The following is a 21,987-nucleotide window of genomic DNA, read 5'->3' as shown; positions in this document are numbered from 1 at the left end:
ATCAACACCTTGCCCATGAGGGACCGGCCGACGCACCACAGACAACAGACCGCCCCAGCACAGCGCGACTGCCGCATCACCCTTGGAGCCGGCGACTCGCCTCCAGCCAGTACTGCGCCGCGAATCGGCTCGCACCGCCGGTCGCCACCTACCTCGGGGATCTGCTCACCTCAGCGATCTATGGCAAGTAGCCGTGTTCGTGCCGCAGTCGGCGCGGGAGCGAGGCCGGAACGGCGGACATACGGTCTACTTTGCTGGCCGGCGTACATGGCGTGGCGGTGCCGGATCGTTCCCGCCGAACCATCGATCCCGGTGATCGAATACGCATCGTGCATGGCTGCTGCAAAATTGCCGACTACTCGAAAGAGTTGAGGAAACGTCTCATTTCAGACGTCTGACCAGCCTAGACTGCGGCGCATGGAAGTTCATACTCGGCAGTTGCAGTACTTCATCGCGGTCGCGGAGGAATTGAGTTTCACCCGGGCCGCGCAGCGGCTCCATGTGTCGCAGCAGGGTCTGAGCACACAGATCAAGCAGCTGGAGCACGAGATGGACGTCACGCTGTTCTCGCGGACCACGCGGCAGGTGGAGCTCACCGCGGCTGGCGCGGTGTTTCTGCGACATGTTCGAGATGCGCTGGCCAACTTGGAGTTCGGGCTCGAAGAGGCCCGGGCGGTGCACCGCGGTGAACACGATCGCCTGGTGCTGGGCTGCCTCGAAGGGGCCGCGCTGACCTTGACCGAACCGATTCTGGCCGCCTTCCGCGAGCGTCATCCCGAGGTGACCGTCGAGCTGAGTCACTTCACCTACGACACCCCGTCCGCCGGTCTGGCGAGCGGCCTGGTGGATGTGGCCATCGTGCGCCGCCCGTTCGTCGACGAGGGGCTGAGGTTCGAGCCGCTGTTTGCCCAGCCGCTGATGGCGATGCTGCCCACGCATCATCGCCTCGCCGACCGCGCCGAGGTCACGGTCGCGGAACTGCTCGACGATCCGATCCTCGCGTCGGGGCCTTCCGATCCGGTGTGGAATGCCTTCTGGCGGCTCGAATCTCACCGTGACGGGCGCCCCGCCCCGGCCGTCTTCCCGGTGAAAACCCTGCTCGAGGAGCTGCATCAGGTCGCGACCGGCGCAGGCATCGCGATGACGGTGCCGTGTGCGGGCTGGATCCGATTCCCCGGTGTGCGCGTCGTTCCGGTGACCGACGCCGCCCCGTGTGAGGTCGCCGTGTGCTGGCGCGCCGCACACCAGACCCCATTGGTGCGGTCCTTCGTCGACGTCGCCCGGCGGGTCCGCGCAGCCAGTCCGGACCTTATCGCCCGGCTCGAGACACCGCACCGCTGCGAACGGCACACCACTCCCGTTTCCGCGTTGTCCTCCTGATCCACAATTACTCCTTGTCGATCATCTCCAATATTTGATTTCTGTTCTTTTCCTTTGTGCCATAACGTTTTTCGAGGTGAGCGAAGGCTCATTCGGAAACATCTGAAGGAGAAGCACAAAAATGGGTTCCCTGGCCAATCTCGTTGTGGACGCGCTCGTTTCGGAGCTGATCAAGCACCTGTTCAGCGGCTCCGCGGGAACCAAGGCGTAAATCACTCCGCCCCGGGCGCAATGACCAAAGCGGGGCCGAGTCGTTCGACAACGACTCGGCCCCGCTTCTTACGTTCGGTCACCTCAGCCCACGAACGAGGCCCGGAACCTGATGGTTCCGGGCCTCGTTCAGCGGAATTCGCGGCGCTATTTGCTCGAGCCGAGCCCGCCGAGGAGAGAGCCGAGGCCGTCGGAGCTGCCGGTGCCGCCGCCCGGGGCCGTGCCACCGACGGTGATCGCGGGTCCCTGGGTTTTGAAGTCGGCATGGTGGCCGAGATTGGACAGGTATTCGATGCCCGTGGTCATCGCGGTGCCCTTGGCGCAGTCGGCGCCCACGGTGTACTGGGCGCTGAACGTAGCGGGTTGCACGTCGCCGAGGTGCGGTATCGAGGGCGAGACCCGCCCCCGACATCACCAATGCGGCGGCCGCAATTCCGGCAGCCAATTTCGGGGTCTTACGTATGATTCCTTCCAACAGTTCCGGAGAACGCGGAACCGATTACCGGTGAGCCGATGGAGAATTCGAGCATTCGCTCACGACGGGAAACGCTAGAGCACAACGGAAGAGAACTTAAATCCTATTTTCGGGGTCATTCACAACCTGGTCTTGTAGATCGGCCCGGAATTACTGTTTCCGCTCGGAACGCGTGTGCCACTACGTTTTTCGTGCAGATACCGGGCGGCTTCCTTTCCCACAGTAAGTAGGTACACATGTCTCCACGTAAGGCCCGCCGGGCCGATACCGCGACTCTTGCGCTAGCCGGGATGATCACGCTCGGTGCCGCCCTCGGCGCGGCACCCGCGCCGGCGCAGCCGGCGGATATCGCCTCCGGGTCCGGTTCCGGCTCAGGAAGTTTCGGGTCATCGGGCTCGGCGGGGTCCGGTTCCGCCGGGGTGAACGACCCGGTGTCCACCCTGCCGGCCCCCGCCTCGACGGCGATCCGGCTCGACGGCGCCGCCAATTTCCGCGATATCGGCGGCTACCGCACCTCCGACGGGCACACCGTCCGCACGAGCGTGGCCTTCCGATCAAACCGCCTGGCCGGGCTCACCGACGCCGATCTGGCCAAGCTGGGTACCGCGGGCGTAACGCTGGATGTGGACCTGCGCAACGGCTCCGAGCGAAGCAGCGCGCCCGATCGGGTGCCGACGGGCGCGCAGTACAAGGTCGCCGATGTGATCAGCTTCGACAGCGGCATCTCGTTCCACGAATTCCCGGTGATCACCCTGGGGCGCGGCGTGATCGACGGCTTGCTCAACGGCTCCTCCGACCTCGTGCAATCGATCGACTATCCGCTGATGGTCGACTTCCACGGCTCGGACGTCGCCTTCGGCACCCTGCTGCGATCCATCGCCGCGAACACCAGCGGCGCGACGGTTTACCACTGCACCTCGGGCAAGGACCGCACCGGCTGGGCCACCGCGGTCCTGCTCACTCTGCTCGGCGTGCCCCGGGACGTGGTGAATGCCGACTACCTCGCCAGCAATACCGAACTCGGCGACCCGAAGGCAGTCCAATTGTCCTGGGTGGAGGCGGCTTTCAACGAGGTCGACCGGCTCTACGGGAGCTTCGACAAGTACGTGCGTGACGGACTGGGCCTGGATCAGGCCACCATCGACGCACTGCGCGCGAAGTTGCTGGCCTGATCGTACGGACCGCCGAGACCGGAGGCGGTCACCGCGGGCATCGGCGGTCCGCGATCTCCTCACCCACCGAAACCGGAATGTGGACAAGAAACGGATGCTCCCCCGTTCCAGCCATGGCGAATGCCCTGGAAAAACGCTAGTGCACCAGGAAGCCGAAGAGAAATCACTGTTCGCGGATAATTCACAAGACCCATTTGTCAATGAATGAGACTGTTCGACGATAGAGCTCGGTTCCGACCGTCCATCGACCTAGACTGCGCGCCATGGAAGTTCACACCCGTCAGTTGCAGTACTTCATCGCGGTAGCGGAGGAGCTGAGCTTCACCCGGGCGGCGCAGCGACTGCATGTTTCGCAGCAGGGCTTGAGCACCCAGATCAAGCAGCTCGAGCACGCGATGGACGTGGTGTTGTTCTCCCGGACCACCCGCAATGTCGAATTGACGGCCGCCGGAGCCGTATTCCTGCAGGATGTCCGTGGTGCGCTCACCGGCCTGGATGTCGCGATCGAGCGGGCACGATCGGTGCACCGCGGTGAACAGGACAGGCTGGTCCTGGGCGCATTGGAGGGCGCGGCCCTGACCCTGACCGAGCCGATCCTCTCGACCTTCCGCCAGCGCCATCCCGGGATAACCGTCGAAATGCGCCACTTCACCTACGAAGACCCGTCGGCCGGGCTGGCCACGGGTTCGGTGGATGTGGCCTTCGCCCGCCGCCCCTTCGTCGACGCGGGGGTCCATTTCGAGACGTTGTTCGCCGAACCGCTGATGGTGATGGTGCCGGCCGGTCATCGACTGGCCGCACGTACCGAGGTCTTTGCGCACGAATTGCTCCGGGAGCCGTTGCTCGGGGCCGCCACCACCGATCCGGTGTGGAATGCGTTCTGGGAGTTGGACTCCTACCGCGACGGATCCCCGGCCCAGGTGGTGTCGCGGTCGAACACGCTGCTCGAGGAGCTGCACAAGGTCGCAACCGGGGTCGGTGTGGCGCTCACCGTGGCCTGCGCCCGCTGGATCCCGTTTCCGGGCGTGCGCCTGCTGCCGATCGCCGACGCCCCGCCCAACGAGGTGGCGGTCGGCTGGCGCGGCGCACACGAATCGGCGCTGGTCCGCTCGTTCGTCGAGGTCGCCCGCGGCATCCGCGACACCCATCCGGACCTGGTCGCCCTGCTACAGGAACCCGATTTCGCGGACTGCACGGTTCCGCCCCACCTCTGATTGACAACCCTGGCTTGTCAATGATCGGAAAAAGCTGATTTCTCTGTAGTTGCGCTGTGTCCTAACGTTTCTCCGTGGCTCCACCGAAGAAATACCCGGACGCGCTGCGGGCGCACGCGATCCGCCTGTACCGAGAGTCGGATCCCAAACCGACTTTCCGCACCATGGCAGCGCATCTCGGCGTTCATCACGAGGCGCTGCGACTGTGGATCCGCCACGCCGAGCAAGAGCAATGCGCAACCGACGACAGCCCCTCCGCCACACTGGCCGCGGAGAACAAGCGGCTCCGCAAGCAAGTGGCCGACCTCGAGCGAGTTATCGCGATATTGCGCGCCGGGAGAGCTCACCAGCACGGAATTCGGCCGAATCCGGCCGTGATGAACAACAATTCGCCCCTGCCTTCCCCGGGCGATGGCGGTCGATCCCAGGAGAATCACAACTCGATGTTGTGAATGGACTCAAAATACTGATTTCTCTTCGGATACCGTGCCTCCTAACGTCTTCGATGCGAGCGAACTGCTCGCGGGGGCGGGTTCCGCACCGGACTGTGACCCGGGCCGGAGCCTGCCCCTCAGCTCTTCGAGGACTGCCCGGAAGGAAAGATGAGGGCCTTCACCATTCTGCTGCTGGCCGCGGGATTGCTGCTGGCCCCCGCGGTTCATCTCGAGCCCGCGGCGCAGGCCGCACCCACCGGACTGAAGGGTCCGCTGAGTACCCGCGGCCGGTATATCGTCGACGAGGCCGGGAATCGGGTGAAGCTGAAGTCGGGCAACTGGCACGGGTCCAGCGGTACCTGGACCGGTAGCGGCGACGACGAGGATCCGGCGAACAACTTCGCCCAGGAAATCGGGCATCGCGCGCCGCTCGGACTCGACCGCGTCCCGCTCGACAAGATCGTCCAGGACTTCAAGGACCTGGGGCTGAACAGCATTCGGCTGCCGTTCTCCAATCAGATGATCACCGACGACCGGCCGGTGCAAGGGCTGACCGCGAATCCGGCGCTCAACGGTCTCGAGCCGCTGGAGGTTTACGACAGGGCGGTTGCCGCGCTCACCGGCGCCGGGCTCGGCGTCATCCTCAACAATCACACCACGACCACCCGGTGGTGTTGCGCCGTCGATGGTAACGAACGCTGGAATTCCGGGCAGGACACCGACACCTGGGTGAGCGACTGGGCATTCATGGCCGCCCGGTACAAGGGCGATCCGGGGGTGATCGGAGCCGATCTGCGCAATGAGGTACGGCGCGACACCTGGGACAACCCCAACTGGGGTTTGGGCGACAGCCACGATTGGGAGGCGGCCGCGCACCAGGCGGGCGATCGGATCCTGAAGGACGCCAACCCGAATCTGCTCATCATGATCGAGGGCATCAACTGGTCCGGCATCCCGACCGATCTGACCTGGCACCAGCGCCCGATGCTGCGTGATCTGAAGTCGTTGTCGCAGACGATGGTCCGGTCGCACAAGGTGGTCTACTCGGCCCACTTCTACAGCTACATCGGCCCGGCCAACACCGGCGGGACCGGCCTGAGCGGGGGCGAGACACACGATCCCCGCTTCCGGGACATGTCCCGAGACGATCTGTTCAAGTCCATGGACGAACTCGCGGGGTATGTGGCCAGCACGCCGGACCAGCATTTCACCGCGCCGGTATGGGTGAGCGAGTTCGGGATCGGCAAGGACGCCGAGGGCCTGGACAAGGCGTGGTTCCCGAACATGGTCGATTATCTGATCAGCCGGGACCTCGACTTCGCCTACTGGCCGATCGTCGGCTTCCAACATCAGGACAAGGGCAACGCCTGGGGTCTGCTGCGTTACGACACCGACGGCAGCAAGCGCAGCGTCATGGACGCCGACGACTGGCGCGGGGCGCACCTGCGACGCCTCCTGGACGCCAGCGGTAAGACCGGCCAGGTAGCCCCGGTGCGAGCCTGGTCCATGCTCAACGCCATCCACGACGACCACAACGCGTCGCTGCGGGCCGCGAACGATTGGGATCCGGGCGCGCACAAGCTCGTCTGCCCCGACGACCAGCGCCTGATCGGGATCAGTTCACGCGGGCAGGGCGGCCTGTGCACCGACGCCACCGAGGGCAACCTGTGGCAGGCCAATACCTCGGCGACCAAGGTCGCCGCGGAGAAGGTGACAACCGACTGGGCCAACGGCTTCACCAAATACCAGTGCGCCGAAGGACAATTCATGATCGGTTACAGCGTGCGCGGCGACGGCACCTCGGCCGTCCTCTGCGCCCCCGGCCGCATTCCGCTGGCGGGCGCCGGCCGCACCGTATGGGATGACCGCGGTGACAATCGACCGGCCTCGGGCGAAGGCGGCGACTACGCGAACGGCTACTACAAGGGGCAGTGCAACGCGGACGAGTACGCCGCCGGCATCGCCTTCTCCTGGGCCAACGCCCGCTACGGGCATCCGGACGCCCTGTACTGCCGCAAGCTCAGGTAACCACGCACCCGCACGCTGCGGCAGGCAGACGACCCGTTGGCCCGCGCCGATGATCCGGTGCGGGCCAACGGCTTTCCCTCCGCCGTGAAACCACCGAATCCGATGGACAACTCGGACGACTCCGCCGCCCGCTGTGCCCGGCTTTCAAGCCGGGACGCGGTCGGGTCCCTGGAGGATCGAGAGCCGGATGGCGGCCAGCACCACTGCGCGGTGCGGCAATCCGAGCCGGCCCGGCTCCGGCTCGTTCGCCCAGTGCCAGCCCGGCTCGTGGTCGGAGGTCGGCAGCATGATGTGGCTGCCGCGGTCCGGCATGGTTACGCCGCTCTCCTGCAAGAAGGTTCGAAGTCGCTGAGGTACGGGGTGATACGGGAGGGGCGGGGCGACCAGGAAGGTCCAGAAGCGGTCGCGCGGGTCGGCGACCACCGGTGTGGACGGCAGCCAGGACAGCCGCAGGCGGACCCGGTCGCCCAGTGATTCGGGCAGCGCCAGTGCCTCGACCGCTGCGCCGACGGTGAGCAGCGGGCGGTCGGCGTACATCTCCACCGGAAGTCCATAGCGCGCTCTCAGCACGTGGGCCGATTCGTAAGGGGAACAGCACGATTCGAACATCCAAACCTCCGGGCGCGCGACGAGGGGTGCACCCGGTGCCAGGGTGTCCGCGGGTTCCCGTGGCCGACGCGAGGCATGAACGGAGGATTCGCGTCGAGTGCGGACACCGGGCGATTGGAGGCTCGTCGACCGGCACCGAGTGCGAGAACAGTCTCGACCATCAACCGTGCCACAACGGTGACACCCGGATGGCATCCGGATGACCGGCTGTAAATCTGTTTCCCCCAACAACGAACCAGTAACCGTGAGGAAGCTCACCAGCGAAACCGACCGCCCCGGAGGATCTTTCACTAGCTACTCTCCGATCCGCAGTGAAGACCGCCTCTCGGCCTGTCGGCAGATCATCGACGAACCTGTCGGCAGATTATCGACCAAACCGTCGGCAGATCATCGGCCTCGAGGGCAACGCCGGCCGCATCATCGGCATCGAAGTCAAGGCCGCCGGGACCGTCCGCAGCGACGACTTCCCCATGGTGGTTCAACGCCGTCTGCACTCGGGCGGTGCATTGAAAATTCGCGACCAGCGCAGGTATCGAGAATGCCGCGCGCCGATCCGTGGTGGGCTGCCGGAAACAGCGCCACCACGTCCGACGTGCGGCGTTGATCAGACGGTCGCGAGGTCCGCGGCGAAATCGCGCAGCGTCTCCACCGAGGCGATACCGGCCGCCATCGCAGCGAAGTTGTACAGCGACAGCGGCCCGAGCATCTGCAGGAATTCCGATTCGGCGAGGGCGGGGAGGTGCTTGCGCACCAGCTCGAGCGCCGCCGGATCCGACATCAGCACATACAGCGGCGAATCCAGAGACAGCCTGCCCGACGGGAATTCGTCACGCGGGGGCAACTGCTCCATGGCGAGCAGGGCTTGGTCGCGCTGGGCGCGCGCCAGCAGATGTTCGGGCCCGACCGGCCCGTGCTCGGGCAGGCCGAGGCGCTGGAACTGGCTCGGCGGCGCCTCGTTGGCGCGCATCAGGTCGACCATGAGCTGTGCCATGCGCAGTTCGATCTCGTCGTCCGCCAAGGGGTTCAGCTGTTGCGGGTCGGCCGACAGGTCGAACAGGAGTGTGCCGTGCATGTACGAGTTGACCAGACTGTGTCCGGACATGCGCAGGGTGCGAACGCCCTTGGTGAACCCGAACGGCTCGGCCAGCTCGAGATCGGCCAGCTCGGTGGGCGAGAAGCGCCAGCGCATATGTGTGGGCATCAGCGTATGTTCCTGCAGCGGAACGTTTTCCGGTGTCGGATTCGCGCGCATGTAGACATAGCGGCCATCGGTGACATTGACGTGGCCACCGAACATTCCGAACAGCGCGCCGGCGCGGATCTCGGTGTCCGCGGCGACCGGCAACGGCGCCCCCTGCGTGTCGGCGGGGATCCGGATGCCGAAGAAGTCGAGCAGGGTGGGAGCCAGATCGATGGTCTGCACCAGCGCCTGCCGCCGTTCCCCCGCGGCCCGGGTGCGCGGATCCCACGCGAACAACGGCAGGTGCACCAGCTCGTTGTACCAGGGCTGCACCGACTTTCCCCACCAGCCGCGTTCGCCGAGCAGGAAGCCGTGGTCGGTGTTGACGATCAGCATGGTGTCGTCCCACAGGTTCAGCTCGTCCATCATGTCGAGCACCCGGCCCAGCGAGTGATCGCACATCGACAGTAGCGCCGCGTATTCGTAGCGGGCGTGCTGCGCTTGGTCCTCGGATTCGGTGACGCGCTTGTAATCGGGCCAGTCGAAGTGCGGGCCGTCGTAGTCGTGCGGGTAGAGGTCCTTGTAGTTCTTGTGGCTGAAGAACGGCTCGTGCGGATCGAAGGTCTCGATCTGCACGAACCAGCGGTCGGCGGCGGCATTGGTGCGGATGAACTCGAGACCGGCATCGAATGTCAGCGTCTGCGAATGCTCCGCCTCGGTCGGCATGTGACTGCGGTTCACCCAGTCCTGCACATAGGCCGGCATCCGCATGGCCTTCAGATCCTCGACCGGCATATCCGGGGGTGCGACCTGGCCCTTCCACGGATCGCCCTCCTGCCCGCGGAAGAACTCCCACGTGCTGTAGCGACCGTGGTAGGTCGCGCCGCCGTCCTCCCAATAGTGGGGATGATCGCTGGCCAGATGGGTGTGAATCCCGTTCTGCTTCAACAGTTCCGGCATGGAATCGTCGAACGGCTCCAGCGGACCCCAGCTGCGGTGCAGGAAGTTGTAACGCCCGGTGTGGATCTCGCGGCGGGCGGGCATGCACGGCATGGACCCGGCCCAGGCGTTGTCGAAAGTGACGGCACGTTCGGCGAGCCGGGCGAAGTTGGGCGCGTGCGTCCAGTCACACCCGTACGGCGGCAGCATGCGCCGGTTCAGGCTGTCGAACATCACCATGATGGCTTTCACAGGCAGTCTCCTAGTCTGCGGGGTGTAACGGGAGAAGACGGTGCGGCAGCGTGTCGAACCTCGCGTCAGGGCTTGCCACGCAACGGAATCCGGCATGGCCGGTGGAGCTGTCAGGGGTATTGGCCGAGCGGGCCGCGACGCGATAGCGGAAGCAATAGGAGTCGTGGCACATGTGCGAGCCGCCGCGAATCACCTTGCTGTCGCCGGTCTTCGGCCCGGACGGGTCGATGGTGAGGCCGGGCCGGTGGCCGGTGGTCCACCAGTCGGCGCACCACTCCCACACGTTTCCGCAGGTGTTGTAGAGCCCGAATCCATTGGGCTCGAACGCATCCACCGGCGCGGTGCCGCGGTAGCCGTCGGCGGCGGTGTTCTTGGCCGGGAAGCTGCCGCGCCAGATATTGCACCGGTATTCGCCGCCGGGGTCGAGGTCGTCGCCCCAGGGGTAGCGGGCTCCGGACAGGCCGCCGCGGGCGGCGTACTCCCATTCCGCTTCGGTGGGCAGCCGCTTGCCGGCCCAGGTGGCGTAGGCGTGCGCGTCGTTCCAGGACACGTGGACAACCGGATGGCGGCCGCGACCGTCCAGAGCACTGCCGGGGCCTTCGGGCCGATCCCATTGCGCGCCGCTCACCCCGCACCACCACGGGGTGCGCTCCGGGCGCGGGGCGTCGCGGCGCAGCGCGGCGGGCAGGAATCCGGCGAAGACATAGGACCAGCCGAGCCGGTCGGCGTCGGTGCGGTAGCCGGTGTCCGCGATGAACTCGGCGAATTCGTCATTGGTCACCGCGCAGGCGTCGATCAGGAACGGGGACAGCCGGACGGGCCGCACCGGGCCTTCACCGTCACCCGGATAGCCGACCGCGTCGGCGGTGCCCATCAGGAATTCCCCGCCCGGCAGCGCGATCATGCCGGTGGTGTCCAGTCGCCCGGGCGTGACCGCCGGGACGAACGCCTCCGGCCGACTGTCCGAGCTCGAACGCGACGGCGGACAGCAGGTCGGCCGGGAGTCGCTGTGGGCGTGATCGGCTGGAATCATCGGGCTCTTTCACCTTTCGGACTCTGGTCGCGGCCGTCGAGGGCTTGCCTGCGGTTTCGTTGACACACTATGCCACAAGTGTCATGGTAGATCGTACTCAACTATTGGAATGCATGCCACAGAGCCGGCGCACCTGCCGGAAGGGATCGCCAATGAAAGTCATCTATGTCGACGTCGATACGCTGCGGGCCGATCACACGGGCGCATACGGATATCAGCGAGACATCACCCCGAATCTGGATGCGATGGCCAAGGATTCGGTGTGTTTCGACCGGTATTACTGCTCCGATTCGCCGTGCCTCCCTTCGCGGACCGCACTGACCAGCGGGCAATTCGGCATCACCACCGGCGTGATCGGCCATGCCGGGCAAGCCGCTCAGTACCGCATGGACACCGGTCATGCCCCGCAACTCCCTCGGCCGCTGCTCGGCCAGCAACTGGGGATGTTCGGCTATTACACCGCGGCCATCTCGAGTTTCGCCGAACGCCACCGGGCCCATTACTTTCTCGGGAATTTCCGGGAATCGATCCGCGCCACGAACGGCCTGGGCGACGAGCCCGCCGATGCGGTGACCGATCGCGCGGTCGAGTGGATCACCCGCCACCAAGACGAAGACAACTGGTATCTGCACCTGACGTATTGGGATCCGCACACCGATTACCTGCAGGACCGCGAATGGACCGACCGTGCCGCCGCCGCAGGCCCCGCCCCTGCCTGGCCGGACCAGGCCGCCATCGACGAGCATCAGGACGTCTACGGTCCGCGCACCGCTCGCGACCTACACTACGGAACGGTCGCCCGCAGGAGCCGGGTCCCGCACAATATGCCGGACCAGATTGCCGACCGCGCCGACTTCGAGCACCTCGTCAATGGCTTCGACGGCGGAATCATGTTCTGGGACAACCATTTCGGACGACTCCGCGCTGCCATCGCGGAACTCGGCCTGACCGAGGACATCGCGATCATCGTCAGCGCCGACCACGGCGAATCATTCGGCGAGCAGGGCTCCTACGCCGAGCACGGGCTGGCCAACGAGCCGGTCCACCGGCTGCCGATGGTCGTGTACTGGCCGGGCGTCACCGATCGCGCCGAGCATCGCCGCAACGACGCGCTGCTGTACAACATCGACTACGCACCGACCATCTGCGACCTGCTGGGCCTGCCGATCCCGCCGAAGTGGCAAGGTCGATCCTTCGCTGCTGCGGTGCGCGGCGAGGTCATCGAATCCCGCGACCACCTGGTGCTCAGCCACGGTGCGCACACCTATCAGCGCTCCGTGCGGACCCGCGACCATCTCTACATTCGCACCTACCACCCGGGCTGCTTCAAGGCCGAAGACGAGTCGCTGTTCGACGTGACGGCCGACCCCCATCTGACCCGGAACCTGATCGAGGACAAGCCGGATCTGGCGGACTCGATGCGCGCCAAGCTGTTGCGGTGGTGGCATCGGTACGCCGGAACCCCGGGCGCACTCCCGGACCCGATGCAGACCACGCTGCAACTCGGCCCGACGCTGTACAACCAGCCCGAGGAGTACATGCGGCATCTGCGCGAGACCGGCCGTGCCGAGCAGGCCGACGACCTGTACCGCCGCCTGCATCCGGACAACGGCGCGCTCGGCGCCTCCTGGACGGCCCAGGGCCCGCTCATGGCCCCCGAGGAGCGAGCAATCTTCATGAATTTCGTTGCCGCCCAGAAGAAGTCGGATGAACCGAAGGACTCCGGCGACGCCGACATTTTCCGTCGACTGCTGGGCGTGCGCGAAGCATCGAACGCCGAATCCGGCGCGTGATCCACGCACACGAATCCCCGTCCCCCACACCGGAGAAGAGATGAATCAACCCCTGCCCGCCGACGCACCCGATCTCGAAGCGCACCTAGCGGCGCTGCTGGACAAGCTGAGCCTGGAACAAAAGGTCCGGTTGCTGACCGGCGCCTCGGTCTGGTCGCTGCCCGCCGAGCCCGCCATCGGGTTGCGGTCGATCGTCATGTCGGACGGTCCCTCCGGCGTCCGGGGCGGGTCGATGGATGACCGGGTCCCTTCGGCCAGCCTGCCCTCCGCGACCGCGGTCGCCTCGACCTGGGACCTGGACACCGTGGACCGCCTCGGTGCGCTGATCGCGGCCGAGGCCCGGGCGAAGAACATCGACGTCGTGCTGGGGCCGACGGTGAATCTGCACCGATCACCACGTGGCGGACGCCATTTCGAGGCATTCAGTGAGGATCCGTGGCTCTCGGGCCGAATCGGCGCGGCCTATGTCAAGGCGGTACAGACCCACGGCGTGGCCGCCACCGCCAAACACTATGTCGCCAACGACAGCGAAACCGAGCGGCTCACCGTGGACGCACGGGTCGACGAACGCACCCTGCGCGAGGTGTACCTGGCGCCCTTCGAGCGGATGGTCGGCGAGGGCGGCGCATGGCTGGTCATGTCCTCCTACAACCAGGTCAACGGCGCCACCATGAGCGCGAACCCTTTGCTGCGCAAGCCACTCAAGGACGAATGGGGTTTCGACGGCGCGGTCGTCTCGGACTGGACCGCGGTCCGCGACACCGTCGAATCGGCCACCTCCGGCCAGGACCTGGTCATGCCCGGCCCCGACACCATGTGGGGCGACGCTCTGGTCGAGGCCGTCCGAGCCGGAAAAATCGACCCGGCCACCATCGACGACAAGACACTGCGGCTACTGCGACTGGCCGCCCGGGTCGGAGCGCTGGACTCCGTTGCACCGGTGGCCACTCCGCCCGCGCCGTGGCAACGCGACGACATCCGATCGCTGCTGCGACACGTCGCCGCCGACGCCATGGTGCTCGTGCACAACGACGGCCTCCTGCCGATCGCAGCCGACACCACACCTCGACTCGCCGTCATCGGCCACCACGCTCGCCGGGGCCGCAATCAGGGCGGCGGCTCGGCCATGGTGTTCCCGGAGACGGTGGTCTCACCACTGGAAGGCCTGCGCCAGCGCTACGGCGCCGACTGCGTCACCTACGCTCCCGGCGTGGTTCCGGAACCGGAACTGCACCACTTCGAACGCGGTACGGTCACAGATCCGGCAACCGGTGCACCCGGTATCCGGGTGCGTTACCTGGATGGAGAAGGCACGGCGTTCGTCGAAGAGGTCTTTCCGACCGGCCGATGCGGCTGGCTCGGAGACGAGCGACTCGCCCGGGCCGCCACGTTGGAGGTCGTCACCCGCTACACCCCTGCCTACACCGGCCACCACCGGCTCGGCTTCGCGGGCCTGGGCCACAACGTGTTCCGGATCGACGACCGCGTGCTGAGTGCCGGCCCGATCGTGGCGGACAGCGACGATGTCCTGCAAGCGATTCTGAATCCGCCGTCGCGGGCCTTCGATGTCGAACTCGAGGCCGGGCAGCCCGTCGAGATCACCCTCGAGTTCCAGCCCGATCTGCCCGGCGGCTTCCCCATCGCCCGGCTCACACTCGGCACAGAAGACGTATTCGACACGCCCGCAGAAGAATTGGCACAGGCCGAGGCACTGGCCGCAGCCGCCGATATCGCGATCGTGGTCCTCGGCACCACCGAGACCATCGAATCCGAGGGCTTCGACCGACCCACCCTGGCCCTGCCCGAAGGCCAGGACGAACTGGTACGCCGAGTACTCGCCGCCAACCCCCGCACGGTCGTAGTCGTCAACTCCGGTAGCCCGGTGCTGATGCCGTGGCTACATGACGTTCCCGCAACCCTGCTCACCTGGTTCCCCGGCCAGGAATTCGGCGCAGCACTGGCCGACGTCCTCAGCGGCAATGCCGAACCCGGCGGCCGCATCCCCACCACCTGGCCCGCCACCGAGACCGACGTACCAGTCTGGCAGGTGGAGCCGGTCGACGGGCGACTCGAATACACCGAAGGCATCCACATCGGCTACCGAGAATGGCAGCGCCGCGCCGCCCACGGCGGTCCCGCACCCGCCATCCCGTTCGGACACGGGCTGGGCTACACCACCTGGCAGATCGCGGACCCGAACCTCGCGACCACGACCGAGGACGAGATCACACTCACCGTCGACGTCACCAACACCGGCACGCGACCCGGCAAACATGTTGTGCAGGCCTACCTTTCGCGCACCGCACCGTCAGCGATCGATCGCCCCGAATGCTGGCTCGCCGGCTACACGGTGTTGCATGCGGAACCGGGCCGGACGGTGACCGCCCGCATCGCAATCGAGCCCCGCTCCCTCGAGCACTGGTCGGTCGACGAACAGGCTTGGCTCCGGGAACCCGGCGCGTTCAGCGTCCGAGTCGGCGCCAGCGTCGCCCAGCTCGGGGCAGCGGTCGAAATCCCCTCACCGCGCTAGTGATCGATCGAACGTCGGCCGGGACAGCCACCGCCGTCCCGGCCGACGCTCGTCTTCCCACCGAAGGAAACAGATGACTCGATCCGAACCCGCCACATCCGCTTCGCACCGGCTCACCGGGATCGTGCCCGGGCCACCCGCTCTATGAGGCGTGGACCATCCGCCGCTGCTGGGAGCTGCGTGCTCGTTACCGAACGCTGTGCAGCGCAGGAGGTTCGGTGTCCCCGGAACGGACCCGGCCGTTCAGCAGGTCCGTGCGCAAACGTTCGAGCTGCTCGATGTAGCGGTCCATTTCCGCACTCCCGAATTCGTGGAGCCGATTTCCGATCGCGGTCGCCAGCTCGCGGTCGAAAGGGAAGGCCGAGGTGTGCTCGAAGGTTCGGTCGCGGTCGCGGAATCGCGCGACCTGCTCATGCCGGGCGGCCAGCTCGATATCGAGGAGCTTGAGGATCTGCTCCTCGGACATGAATCCCGAAAAACTCATGCGCGACCGGAATTCCGGTTCCGTGATCGTCGGCGGCGGTGTATAAGGACCCGTCAGCCAATCCAGGAAGACCGTCATCCCCTCGGGCGTCACGTAGTACGTCTTGGCGTCCTGCGGCCCCGGTCGCGGGTCCACCTCGTAGCGCACCCACCCCTGCTCGGTCATCTTGGCCAGCGCCCGATACACCTGACTCATCTGGGTATTCGGGCGCAGGAAACGTCCGTTCTCATCGAAGAACTTCTTCAGGACATATCCGGTAGATGGCCGGATGCCAAGGATGCCGAGGAGCAGCAACTCCAACTTCACCCGACTCCCCCTTTCAGACCGAACGCCGCACGCATTCCACTAGTTGAATACGCACACTATGTCACCACCGCTCGCCAGGGTCAACGAGCTGGGCCGCGGCGCGACCGCCTTCATCTCATCGGCCACTCGCTCCGGAGATCGCCTCGAGCACCGCGCCCGCCAATTCCGGGCGGCACACCAGCAGATCCGGCAGGTACGGATCGGACCGGTTGTAGCGCAACGGCGAACCGTCGATCCGGGAGGTGTGCAGGCCGGCAGCCCCGGCCACACCGACCGGTGCAGCCGAGTCCCACTCGTACTGCCCGCCGGCGTGCAGGTAGACCTCGGCGTCACCGCGCAGCACGGCCATGGTCTTCGCACCCGCCGAGCCCATCGGCACGAGTTCCGCGCCCAGTGCGGCGGCGACCGCCTTCGCGCACTCCGGCGGACGGCTGGAGCTGACCACGATGCGCACGGATTCGACCGGCGACGTGAGCGTCGGCGCCGCGTCGCTGGCGTACACGACGCCCAATGCCGGTTGAGCCACGGCGGCCGCGGCGATCCCCCGGTCCCGTTCCCACAACGCCACATGGACCGCCCAATCCGATCGTCCGGGCATGGCGTATTCGCGGGTCCCGTCGAGCGGATCGATTATCCACACTCGATCGGCCGAGATCCGTCGTGGATCGTCCGCGGACTCCTCGGAGAGGACGCGGTCACCGGGACGGGACCGGTCGAGTTCGGACAGCAGGAACGCGTTGGACTCGAGATCGCCGCGCGCACCGAGTTCCCGCCCGGTCAGCGGGCCGGTTCGCAACCGCTGCAACAGATTTCCCGCCTGTTCGGCGAGTTGGGCAGCCAGCCGGGAATCCGCTGTCATCGGTCCATCCCTCGGTTGTGGTGAGCTGAGACACGCAATTACCACACAGTGTGTCTTGCAATGTCAACCACGAGAATCGAGCCTTGACATTTCAATACATCGTGTGTGGTAATTGCCTCCCCGGTCCCCCGCCGCACTCTCGGCGGGCTCGCACAGAGGACAGTGCATTGAACGAATCACTCACGCACACAACAAATTCCCAGACAACTCCGGCATCCGACGTCGCCTTCGGGTTCCTGGTGTCGACGGTGCAGAACCTCGCCGACATCGTCCGAGAGGATGCCCGCGACGCTCGCGAGCGACTCGAGGGATACCGCGTCATCAATCGGGTGCTCGCCATGTGCAGCGAACTGTGCCTGGACGTGGACCCCGGCGCTCCGCGGTTCTTCGCGATGACCACGCCGTGGCGACAGGTCGGCGGCCCCAACCCGGACGGCACCTACGACCTGTGCACCCTGACCCCGGGCCAGCGGTACCGGATCACCGGAACCCGGGGCAGCTCCGCCTATCTCGGCTTTCAGATCATGGCCGGGACCGGGCTGACACCCCGCCGCAGCGCGGCCTACGTCTCCGATCGCGATCTGGCGCTCGACGCCGACGGCCGATTCGATCTCGTTTTCTCGATGGATGATCCGGGATTGCCGGGCACCTGGATTCCGATCCCGGGCGATGCCTCCGCGATCGTCGCGCGGCAGTACATCGCCGACGCCGAGACCGAGGAATCGGCCGCGTTCGAGGTGGCGCTGATCAAGACTCCGCACCCCGCACCGCTATTGGACGACGCGACCCTCGCCGACCAGCTCACCGCGCTCACCTGGACGGCGGTCAAGATGCTGACGCTGCACCGCACCGTGCTGCCCGATCTGAAGGATCGCCCCAACACACTGGTGATCGCGGAGCCGGAGGCGCTGGGATCGGAGAACACCACCCCCGACAACCTGTACATGCTCGGTATGTTCGACCTGGAGGACGGCCAGGCGTTGCAGATCGATGTGATGCCGCCGGCGACCCGCTACTGGTCGGCCACCCTCGAGAACATCTGGCACGAATGCCTCGAACCTCATCTGCGGGCATCCTCGATCACGAATGCGCGTGCCGTCCCACGCGCGGACGGCACGGTGCGCCTCGTGATTTCGGGTTCGAATCCAGGAGTGCCGAACTGGCTCGACACCGGCGGGCGGCGACGCGGTTTCGTGGTGCTGCGCTGGCTCGACCACCCGGCCGCCCCCGAGACGCATACGCGCATCGTGGCGATGAGCGAGGTGTCGGCATGAAGATGGACGAATTGCTCGCCAGCGCAACCGATGCCACCGGGCTGACGGATTTCGGCGACGACGCGCTGTTCGGCGGCGACCTCTGGCGTGCGGGCCTGGCCGTCCTGCTGCCCAGCCTCGACACGGAAGCCCAGCTGCACGACCTGGGACGCCTGGTGGTCCAGGGCGAACTGACGATCTATCTGAGTAACAGGTTGCGGATCGTCGATCATCATCGGCGGCATCCGGAGATCCGCGACACCGAGGTCACTCCCCCGGTCGTGATCGTCGGTCAGGCGCGCACCGGCACCACCATGCTGTTCGATCTGCTCGCCCACGATCGCGACCATCGCGTGCCGATGACCTGGGAAGTCGATCGCCCGCTGCCACCGCCGCGCACCATCACATACCATTCGGACCCGCGCATCGCCGAGGTCGAAGCGACCTTCGCCGCGGTGGATTCGATCATTCCCGAGTTCCGGCATGTGCATCAGCTCGGGGCCCAGCTGGCCCAGGAGTGCATCCGAATCACGGCCGGCGCGTTCGCCAGCGCCATCTATCCCACCCAGTACTCGGTACCGACCTACCTGGACTGGCTGCTGCACGACGCGGTCGACGGCGGCCATCTGGCCGCCGCGTACACCTGGCATCGCCGCTATCTGGAACTGTTGCAGAGCGAACACCCCGGCAAGCGGTGGCTGCTCAAGTCTCCGTTCCACACCTGGACGCTGCCACAACTGATGCACGAGTACCCGGACGCGCTGCTGGTCCAGACCCACCGCGATCCCGCCCGCGTCATGGCGTCGGTCACCAGCCTGATCGCCACCCTGCGCAAACTCGGCACCGACCGGATCGATCCGCAGTCCATTGCAACGGAATTCAGCGAAATCATCTTGGACGGTCTCGAACGGTCCGTGGACGCCCGGCTGCACGGCGTCATCGCGGCGGACCGGATCGTGGATCTGACCTTCGCGGATCTAATGGATGCTCCCCTGCCCGGGGTGGACACCGTCTACGACCGATTCGGCTGGGAGCTTTCCCTCGATGCCCGCCGAGCCATGGTCGCCTTCGTCCTGGGCAATGCGCGCGTAACGGGCGGTGGACATCAGTACACCTTCGCCGACACCGGTTTGGATCTGGCCGCCGTCCGCGCGCGGACCTCCCGCTACCGCGCACATTTCGGCGTGCCCGAGGAACCCTGCTGAGCCCCAGGTAGTTTAGGACGCATGCCCCGCCTGCCAGACGCGGTGGACGCGCGGGTCCCCGGCAGACCCGCCGGGCGACCGCGCGACACCGCCCGCCATCGAGCCGTCCTGACCGCGACCCGTGAACTGCTCGGCGCCCACGGCTATGCGGGGCTCAACTACTCCGATATCGCGAGTCGGGCGGGCGTGACCAGGCAGTTGCTCTACCGCTGGTGGCCCAACCGGGCGGCGCTCGTCTCCGAGGCGCTGTTCGCCAACCCGGAGGATCACTGGCCGGCCCGCTACCCGGGGCCGCTCGCGGCCGATCTGCGACTGTTCATCGCCGCGCTGGTCGACTACATCTGCCGCCCCGACGTCCGCGCGGGCATCCTCGGGCTGATGACGGAGGCCGACCACGTCACCGATATGCCCGGTCTGGAGGCCGGGACGCTCGGACCACTCGAAACGGCACTGCGGACCATAGTCGACGCCGCGCACGAGAGAGGCGAAATCGATTGCGGCAGTGCCGAAGACGATCCGATCGACCCGCGTCTGACGCTCAATACCCTGCGCGGCGCGGTCGTGATGCACCTGATCGCCGACCAGACCCCGCCGGACCTCATCATCGGGCACCTGACCCAGCTGACCGTCCGCGCCCTAACCGCGCACGGCATCCCGGAATAGCGGCAACAGTATTCCACTTGTGGCATAGTCGAGAGGGATCCCGCGCCCACTCTCCATCCGCGGATCCCGCTCCCCCCGGAAGGACCCCCATGCCACTCGACGACCGGCCCAACATCCTCTGGATCGTCAGCGAAGACTGCCCGCCGCGATTCGGCTGCTACGGCGACGAACTGGCCCGGACCCCGAACCTCGACCGGCTGGCCCGCGAGGGCGTGATGTTCGAGCACGCGTTCAGCGTCAGCCCGGTCTGCGCGCCCTCCAGATTCGCCATGCTGACCGGCCTGCGCCCTGAAAGCCATGCGCCGGCCAACCACATGCGCGCCACCGCGCCGATGCCGTCCTGGCTGCGGACCTATCCGGAAATCCTGCGCGAGCAGGGCTACTACTGCACGAACAACGCCAAGACCGACTACAACTGCGACGTCGATCCGGATGTGATCTGGGACGAGTCGTCCCGCACCGCGCATTGGCGCAACCGCGCGCCAGGCACGCCGTTCCTGGCAGTGTTCAATTTCGATGGCACGCACGAGAGTTCGGTGTTCCGGCGGACCGTGCCCGCTCGGGTCGACCCCGAGTTCGTCCGCGTGCCCGCCTATCTTCCGGACACCCCCGAGATCAGAGGCGATATCGCCCGCTATTACGACAACATCGACGCGATGGACGCCTTCGTCGGTGATCTGCTCGCCCAGCTGAACGAGGACGGACTAGCCGATACGACGATCGTCATCCACACCTCGGACCACGGCGGTGTCAATCCGCGGTCGAAACGCTTCTGCTACGACGAAGGACTGCGGGTCCCGCTCATCATCCGGGCGCCCCAGCCCTATCGAGGGCTTTTCCCTGCCCCGGGCACTCGCGTCGGCGCGGCCGTTACCACCGACAGAATTCCCGCCACCGTGATCGACCTGGCCGGTGCCCAGCTGCCCGCCCACATGCGCGGAAACAGCCTGGCGCACACCGAGTTCGACCCGTACACGTCGCTCGCGTTCGGGGGCCGCGGCCGGATGGACGAGCGATACGACCTCATCCGCAGCGTCCGCGACCAGCGATACCGCTACATCCGCAACTATCACCCGCATCGGCCCTATGGCCGGCATCAGCCGTTCGCGTGGATCGCGGCCGGCTACCAGTCCTGGGAGACAGAGCATCTCGCGGGACGGCTCGACGCCGTCCAATCCGTCTTCTGGAAGGCGAAACCGGGTATCGAGTTGTACGACACCGAGACCGATCCGGATCAGGTGCGGAATCTGGCCGGTGACCCGCAGTACGCCGGAGTGGAGAAGCGGCTCGCGACAGCGTTGCGCGCGCACCTGATCGCGGTCCACGACAATGGGTTTCTGCCCGAAGGCTCGCCGCACGAGGGCTACGACGCCAGCCGCGTACCCGGCGCCTACCCGCTCGAACGAGTGCTCGACATCGCAGACGCGGTCACGGAACAACGCCCTGGCAGCACGGCGGTATTCGTCGCCGCGCTCGATGATTCCGATGCCACCGTGCGCCGCTGGGCTGCCATCGGCATTCTCGCCGCAGGTGCGATCGACGAGAAGATCGCGTCCCGGTTGCGGAGTCTCGTTGCGAGCGAGCCCGATCCGTTCGTCATGATCCCCAGCCTGGAGACCCTGGCACGCTACGTGGCGGATGCCGACGCGGTAACCCGCCTGGCCGGGTACCTGGATGCCGCGCAGCCACGGCCGGTCCGGCTCGAAGCGCTCTCGGCGCTGACGGCTCTCTCCGATGCGCAGATCGGTCCGCACCGCGCGGCCATCGACGCGGCCGCGCAGTCCAACGGGGAATACGTGTCGGGCGCGGCGCGATATCTGCTGGCGCGCATCGACGGGACCTACACCCCGAGCATGATCCTGTTCACTCCGCCTGCCGAAATGCTCGCGCAGGCAGCCCGATTCGGAGCCACCCCCGATCAGATCATGGCCCAGCTCGGAGGCTCGGCCGCGCCGGACGGACGCTGAT

Annotated in this window: 16 protein-coding genes and 1 pseudogene; 11 read left to right on the top strand and 6 right to left on the bottom strand. The window is 66.5% G+C overall.

The window, feature by feature from the left end; genetic code table 11:
* The first annotated feature begins 417 nt into the window (after positions 1-417).
* Complete coding sequence (locus ACFXIV_RS18400) at positions 418-1,380, top strand: LysR family transcriptional regulator (protein WP_379405027.1); 963 nt, start codon at positions 418-420, stop codon at positions 1,378-1,380.
* A gap of 357 nt (positions 1,381-1,737) precedes the next feature.
* On the opposite strand, the gene ACFXIV_RS18395 is transcribed toward ACFXIV_RS18400, so the two are convergent.
* Entirely contained in the window at positions 1,738-1,959 is a 222-nt protein-coding gene (locus tag ACFXIV_RS18395) for a hypothetical protein (protein ID WP_379405029.1), read from the bottom strand.
* A gap of 342 nt (positions 1,960-2,301) precedes the next feature.
* Between ACFXIV_RS18395 and ACFXIV_RS18390 the strand changes: the two genes are divergently transcribed.
* The 4 genes from ACFXIV_RS18390 (at position 2,302) to ACFXIV_RS18375 (ending at position 6,913) form a co-directional block, all read left to right on the top strand.
* Positions 2,302-3,237 carry a tyrosine-protein phosphatase gene (locus tag ACFXIV_RS18390; protein ID WP_379405031.1) on the top strand — a complete coding sequence of 312 codons (936 nt, stop codon included), beginning with the start codon at positions 2,302-2,304 and terminating at the stop codon, positions 3,235-3,237.
* 263 nt (positions 3,238-3,500) lie between these two features.
* A complete protein-coding gene (locus ACFXIV_RS18385; protein ID WP_379405033.1) occupies positions 3,501-4,451 on the top strand; it encodes a LysR family transcriptional regulator in 951 nt (316 codons plus the stop codon).
* A gap of 74 nt (positions 4,452-4,525) precedes the next feature.
* Entirely contained in the window at positions 4,526-4,903 is a 378-nt protein-coding gene (locus ACFXIV_RS18380; RefSeq protein ID WP_379405035.1) for a transposase, read from the top strand.
* Between the two features lie 150 nt (positions 4,904-5,053).
* Entirely contained in the window at positions 5,054-6,913 is a 1,860-nt protein-coding gene (locus tag ACFXIV_RS18375) for a glycoside hydrolase family 5 protein (protein ID WP_379405037.1), read from the top strand.
* Positions 6,914-7,057: 144 nt separating this feature from the next.
* On the opposite strand, the gene ACFXIV_RS18370 is transcribed toward ACFXIV_RS18375, so the two are convergent.
* The 3 genes from ACFXIV_RS18370 to ACFXIV_RS18360 form a co-directional block, all read right to left on the bottom strand.
* Complete coding sequence (locus ACFXIV_RS18370) at positions 7,058-7,456, bottom strand: hypothetical protein (protein ID WP_379405039.1); 399 nt, start codon at positions 7,454-7,456, stop codon at positions 7,058-7,060.
* Between the two features lie 670 nt (positions 7,457-8,126).
* Positions 8,127-9,893, bottom strand: a complete 1,767-nt coding sequence (locus tag ACFXIV_RS18365; RefSeq protein WP_379405041.1) for a sulfatase-like hydrolase/transferase — start codon at positions 9,891-9,893, stop codon at positions 8,127-8,129.
* 10 nt (positions 9,894-9,903) lie between these two features.
* Complete coding sequence (locus ACFXIV_RS18360) at positions 9,904-10,797, bottom strand: formylglycine-generating enzyme family protein (RefSeq protein ID WP_379405043.1); 894 nt, start codon at positions 10,795-10,797, stop codon at positions 9,904-9,906.
* A 281-nt stretch (positions 10,798-11,078) separates the two neighbouring features.
* Between ACFXIV_RS18360 and ACFXIV_RS18355 the strand changes: the two genes are divergently transcribed.
* Positions 11,079-12,719: a sulfatase gene (locus ACFXIV_RS18355; RefSeq protein ID WP_379405045.1), complete on the top strand. Its 1,641-nt coding sequence runs from the start codon at positions 11,079-11,081 to the stop codon at positions 12,717-12,719.
* Between the two features lie 40 nt (positions 12,720-12,759).
* Positions 12,760-15,249 (top strand): beta-glucosidase, encoded by a 2,490-nt coding sequence (locus tag ACFXIV_RS18350; protein WP_379421295.1) that lies wholly within the window; start codon positions 12,760-12,762, stop codon positions 15,247-15,249.
* Between the two features lie 187 nt (positions 15,250-15,436).
* Here ACFXIV_RS18350 and ACFXIV_RS18345 read toward each other — a convergent pair whose 3' ends face one another.
* Together ACFXIV_RS18345 and ACFXIV_RS18340 are read right to left on the bottom strand one after the other, a co-directional pair.
* Complete coding sequence (locus tag ACFXIV_RS18345; RefSeq protein ID WP_379403083.1) at positions 15,437-16,039, bottom strand: PadR family transcriptional regulator; 603 nt, start codon at positions 16,037-16,039, stop codon at positions 15,437-15,439.
* A gap of 133 nt (positions 16,040-16,172) precedes the next feature.
* Positions 16,173-16,898: pseudogene (locus ACFXIV_RS18340) on the bottom strand (3'(2'),5'-bisphosphate nucleotidase CysQ); the annotation flags it as partial.
* A gap of 167 nt (positions 16,899-17,065) precedes the next feature.
* Between ACFXIV_RS18340 and ACFXIV_RS18335 the strand changes: the two are divergent.
* From ACFXIV_RS18335 to ACFXIV_RS18320, 4 genes are all read left to right on the top strand, one after another.
* Positions 17,066-18,172 carry a DUF1214 domain-containing protein gene (locus ACFXIV_RS18335; RefSeq protein WP_379403082.1) on the top strand — a complete coding sequence of 369 codons (1,107 nt, stop codon included), beginning with the start codon at positions 17,066-17,068 and terminating at the stop codon, positions 18,170-18,172.
* Positions 18,169-19,356: a sulfotransferase family protein gene (locus tag ACFXIV_RS18330; protein ID WP_379403081.1), complete on the top strand. Its 1,188-nt coding sequence runs from the start codon at positions 18,169-18,171 to the stop codon at positions 19,354-19,356. The genes ACFXIV_RS18335 and ACFXIV_RS18330 overlap by 4 nt, the downstream gene beginning before the upstream one ends.
* 21 nt (positions 19,357-19,377) lie before the next feature.
* Positions 19,378-20,019, top strand: a complete 642-nt coding sequence (locus ACFXIV_RS18325) for a TetR/AcrR family transcriptional regulator (RefSeq protein ID WP_379403080.1) — start codon at positions 19,378-19,380, stop codon at positions 20,017-20,019.
* 89 nt (positions 20,020-20,108) lie between these two features.
* Positions 20,109-21,986 carry a sulfatase-like hydrolase/transferase gene (locus ACFXIV_RS18320; protein ID WP_379403079.1) on the top strand — a complete coding sequence of 626 codons (1,878 nt, stop codon included), beginning with the start codon at positions 20,109-20,111 and terminating at the stop codon, positions 21,984-21,986.
* Position 21,987 lies beyond the last annotated feature (1 nt).

The sequence above is a fragment of the Nocardia sp. NPDC059236 genome (assembly GCF_042754085.1).
Taxonomy (GTDB): domain Bacteria; phylum Actinomycetota; class Actinomycetes; order Mycobacteriales; family Mycobacteriaceae; genus Nocardia.
This window is presented reverse-complemented; position numbering and strand designations above follow the sequence as displayed.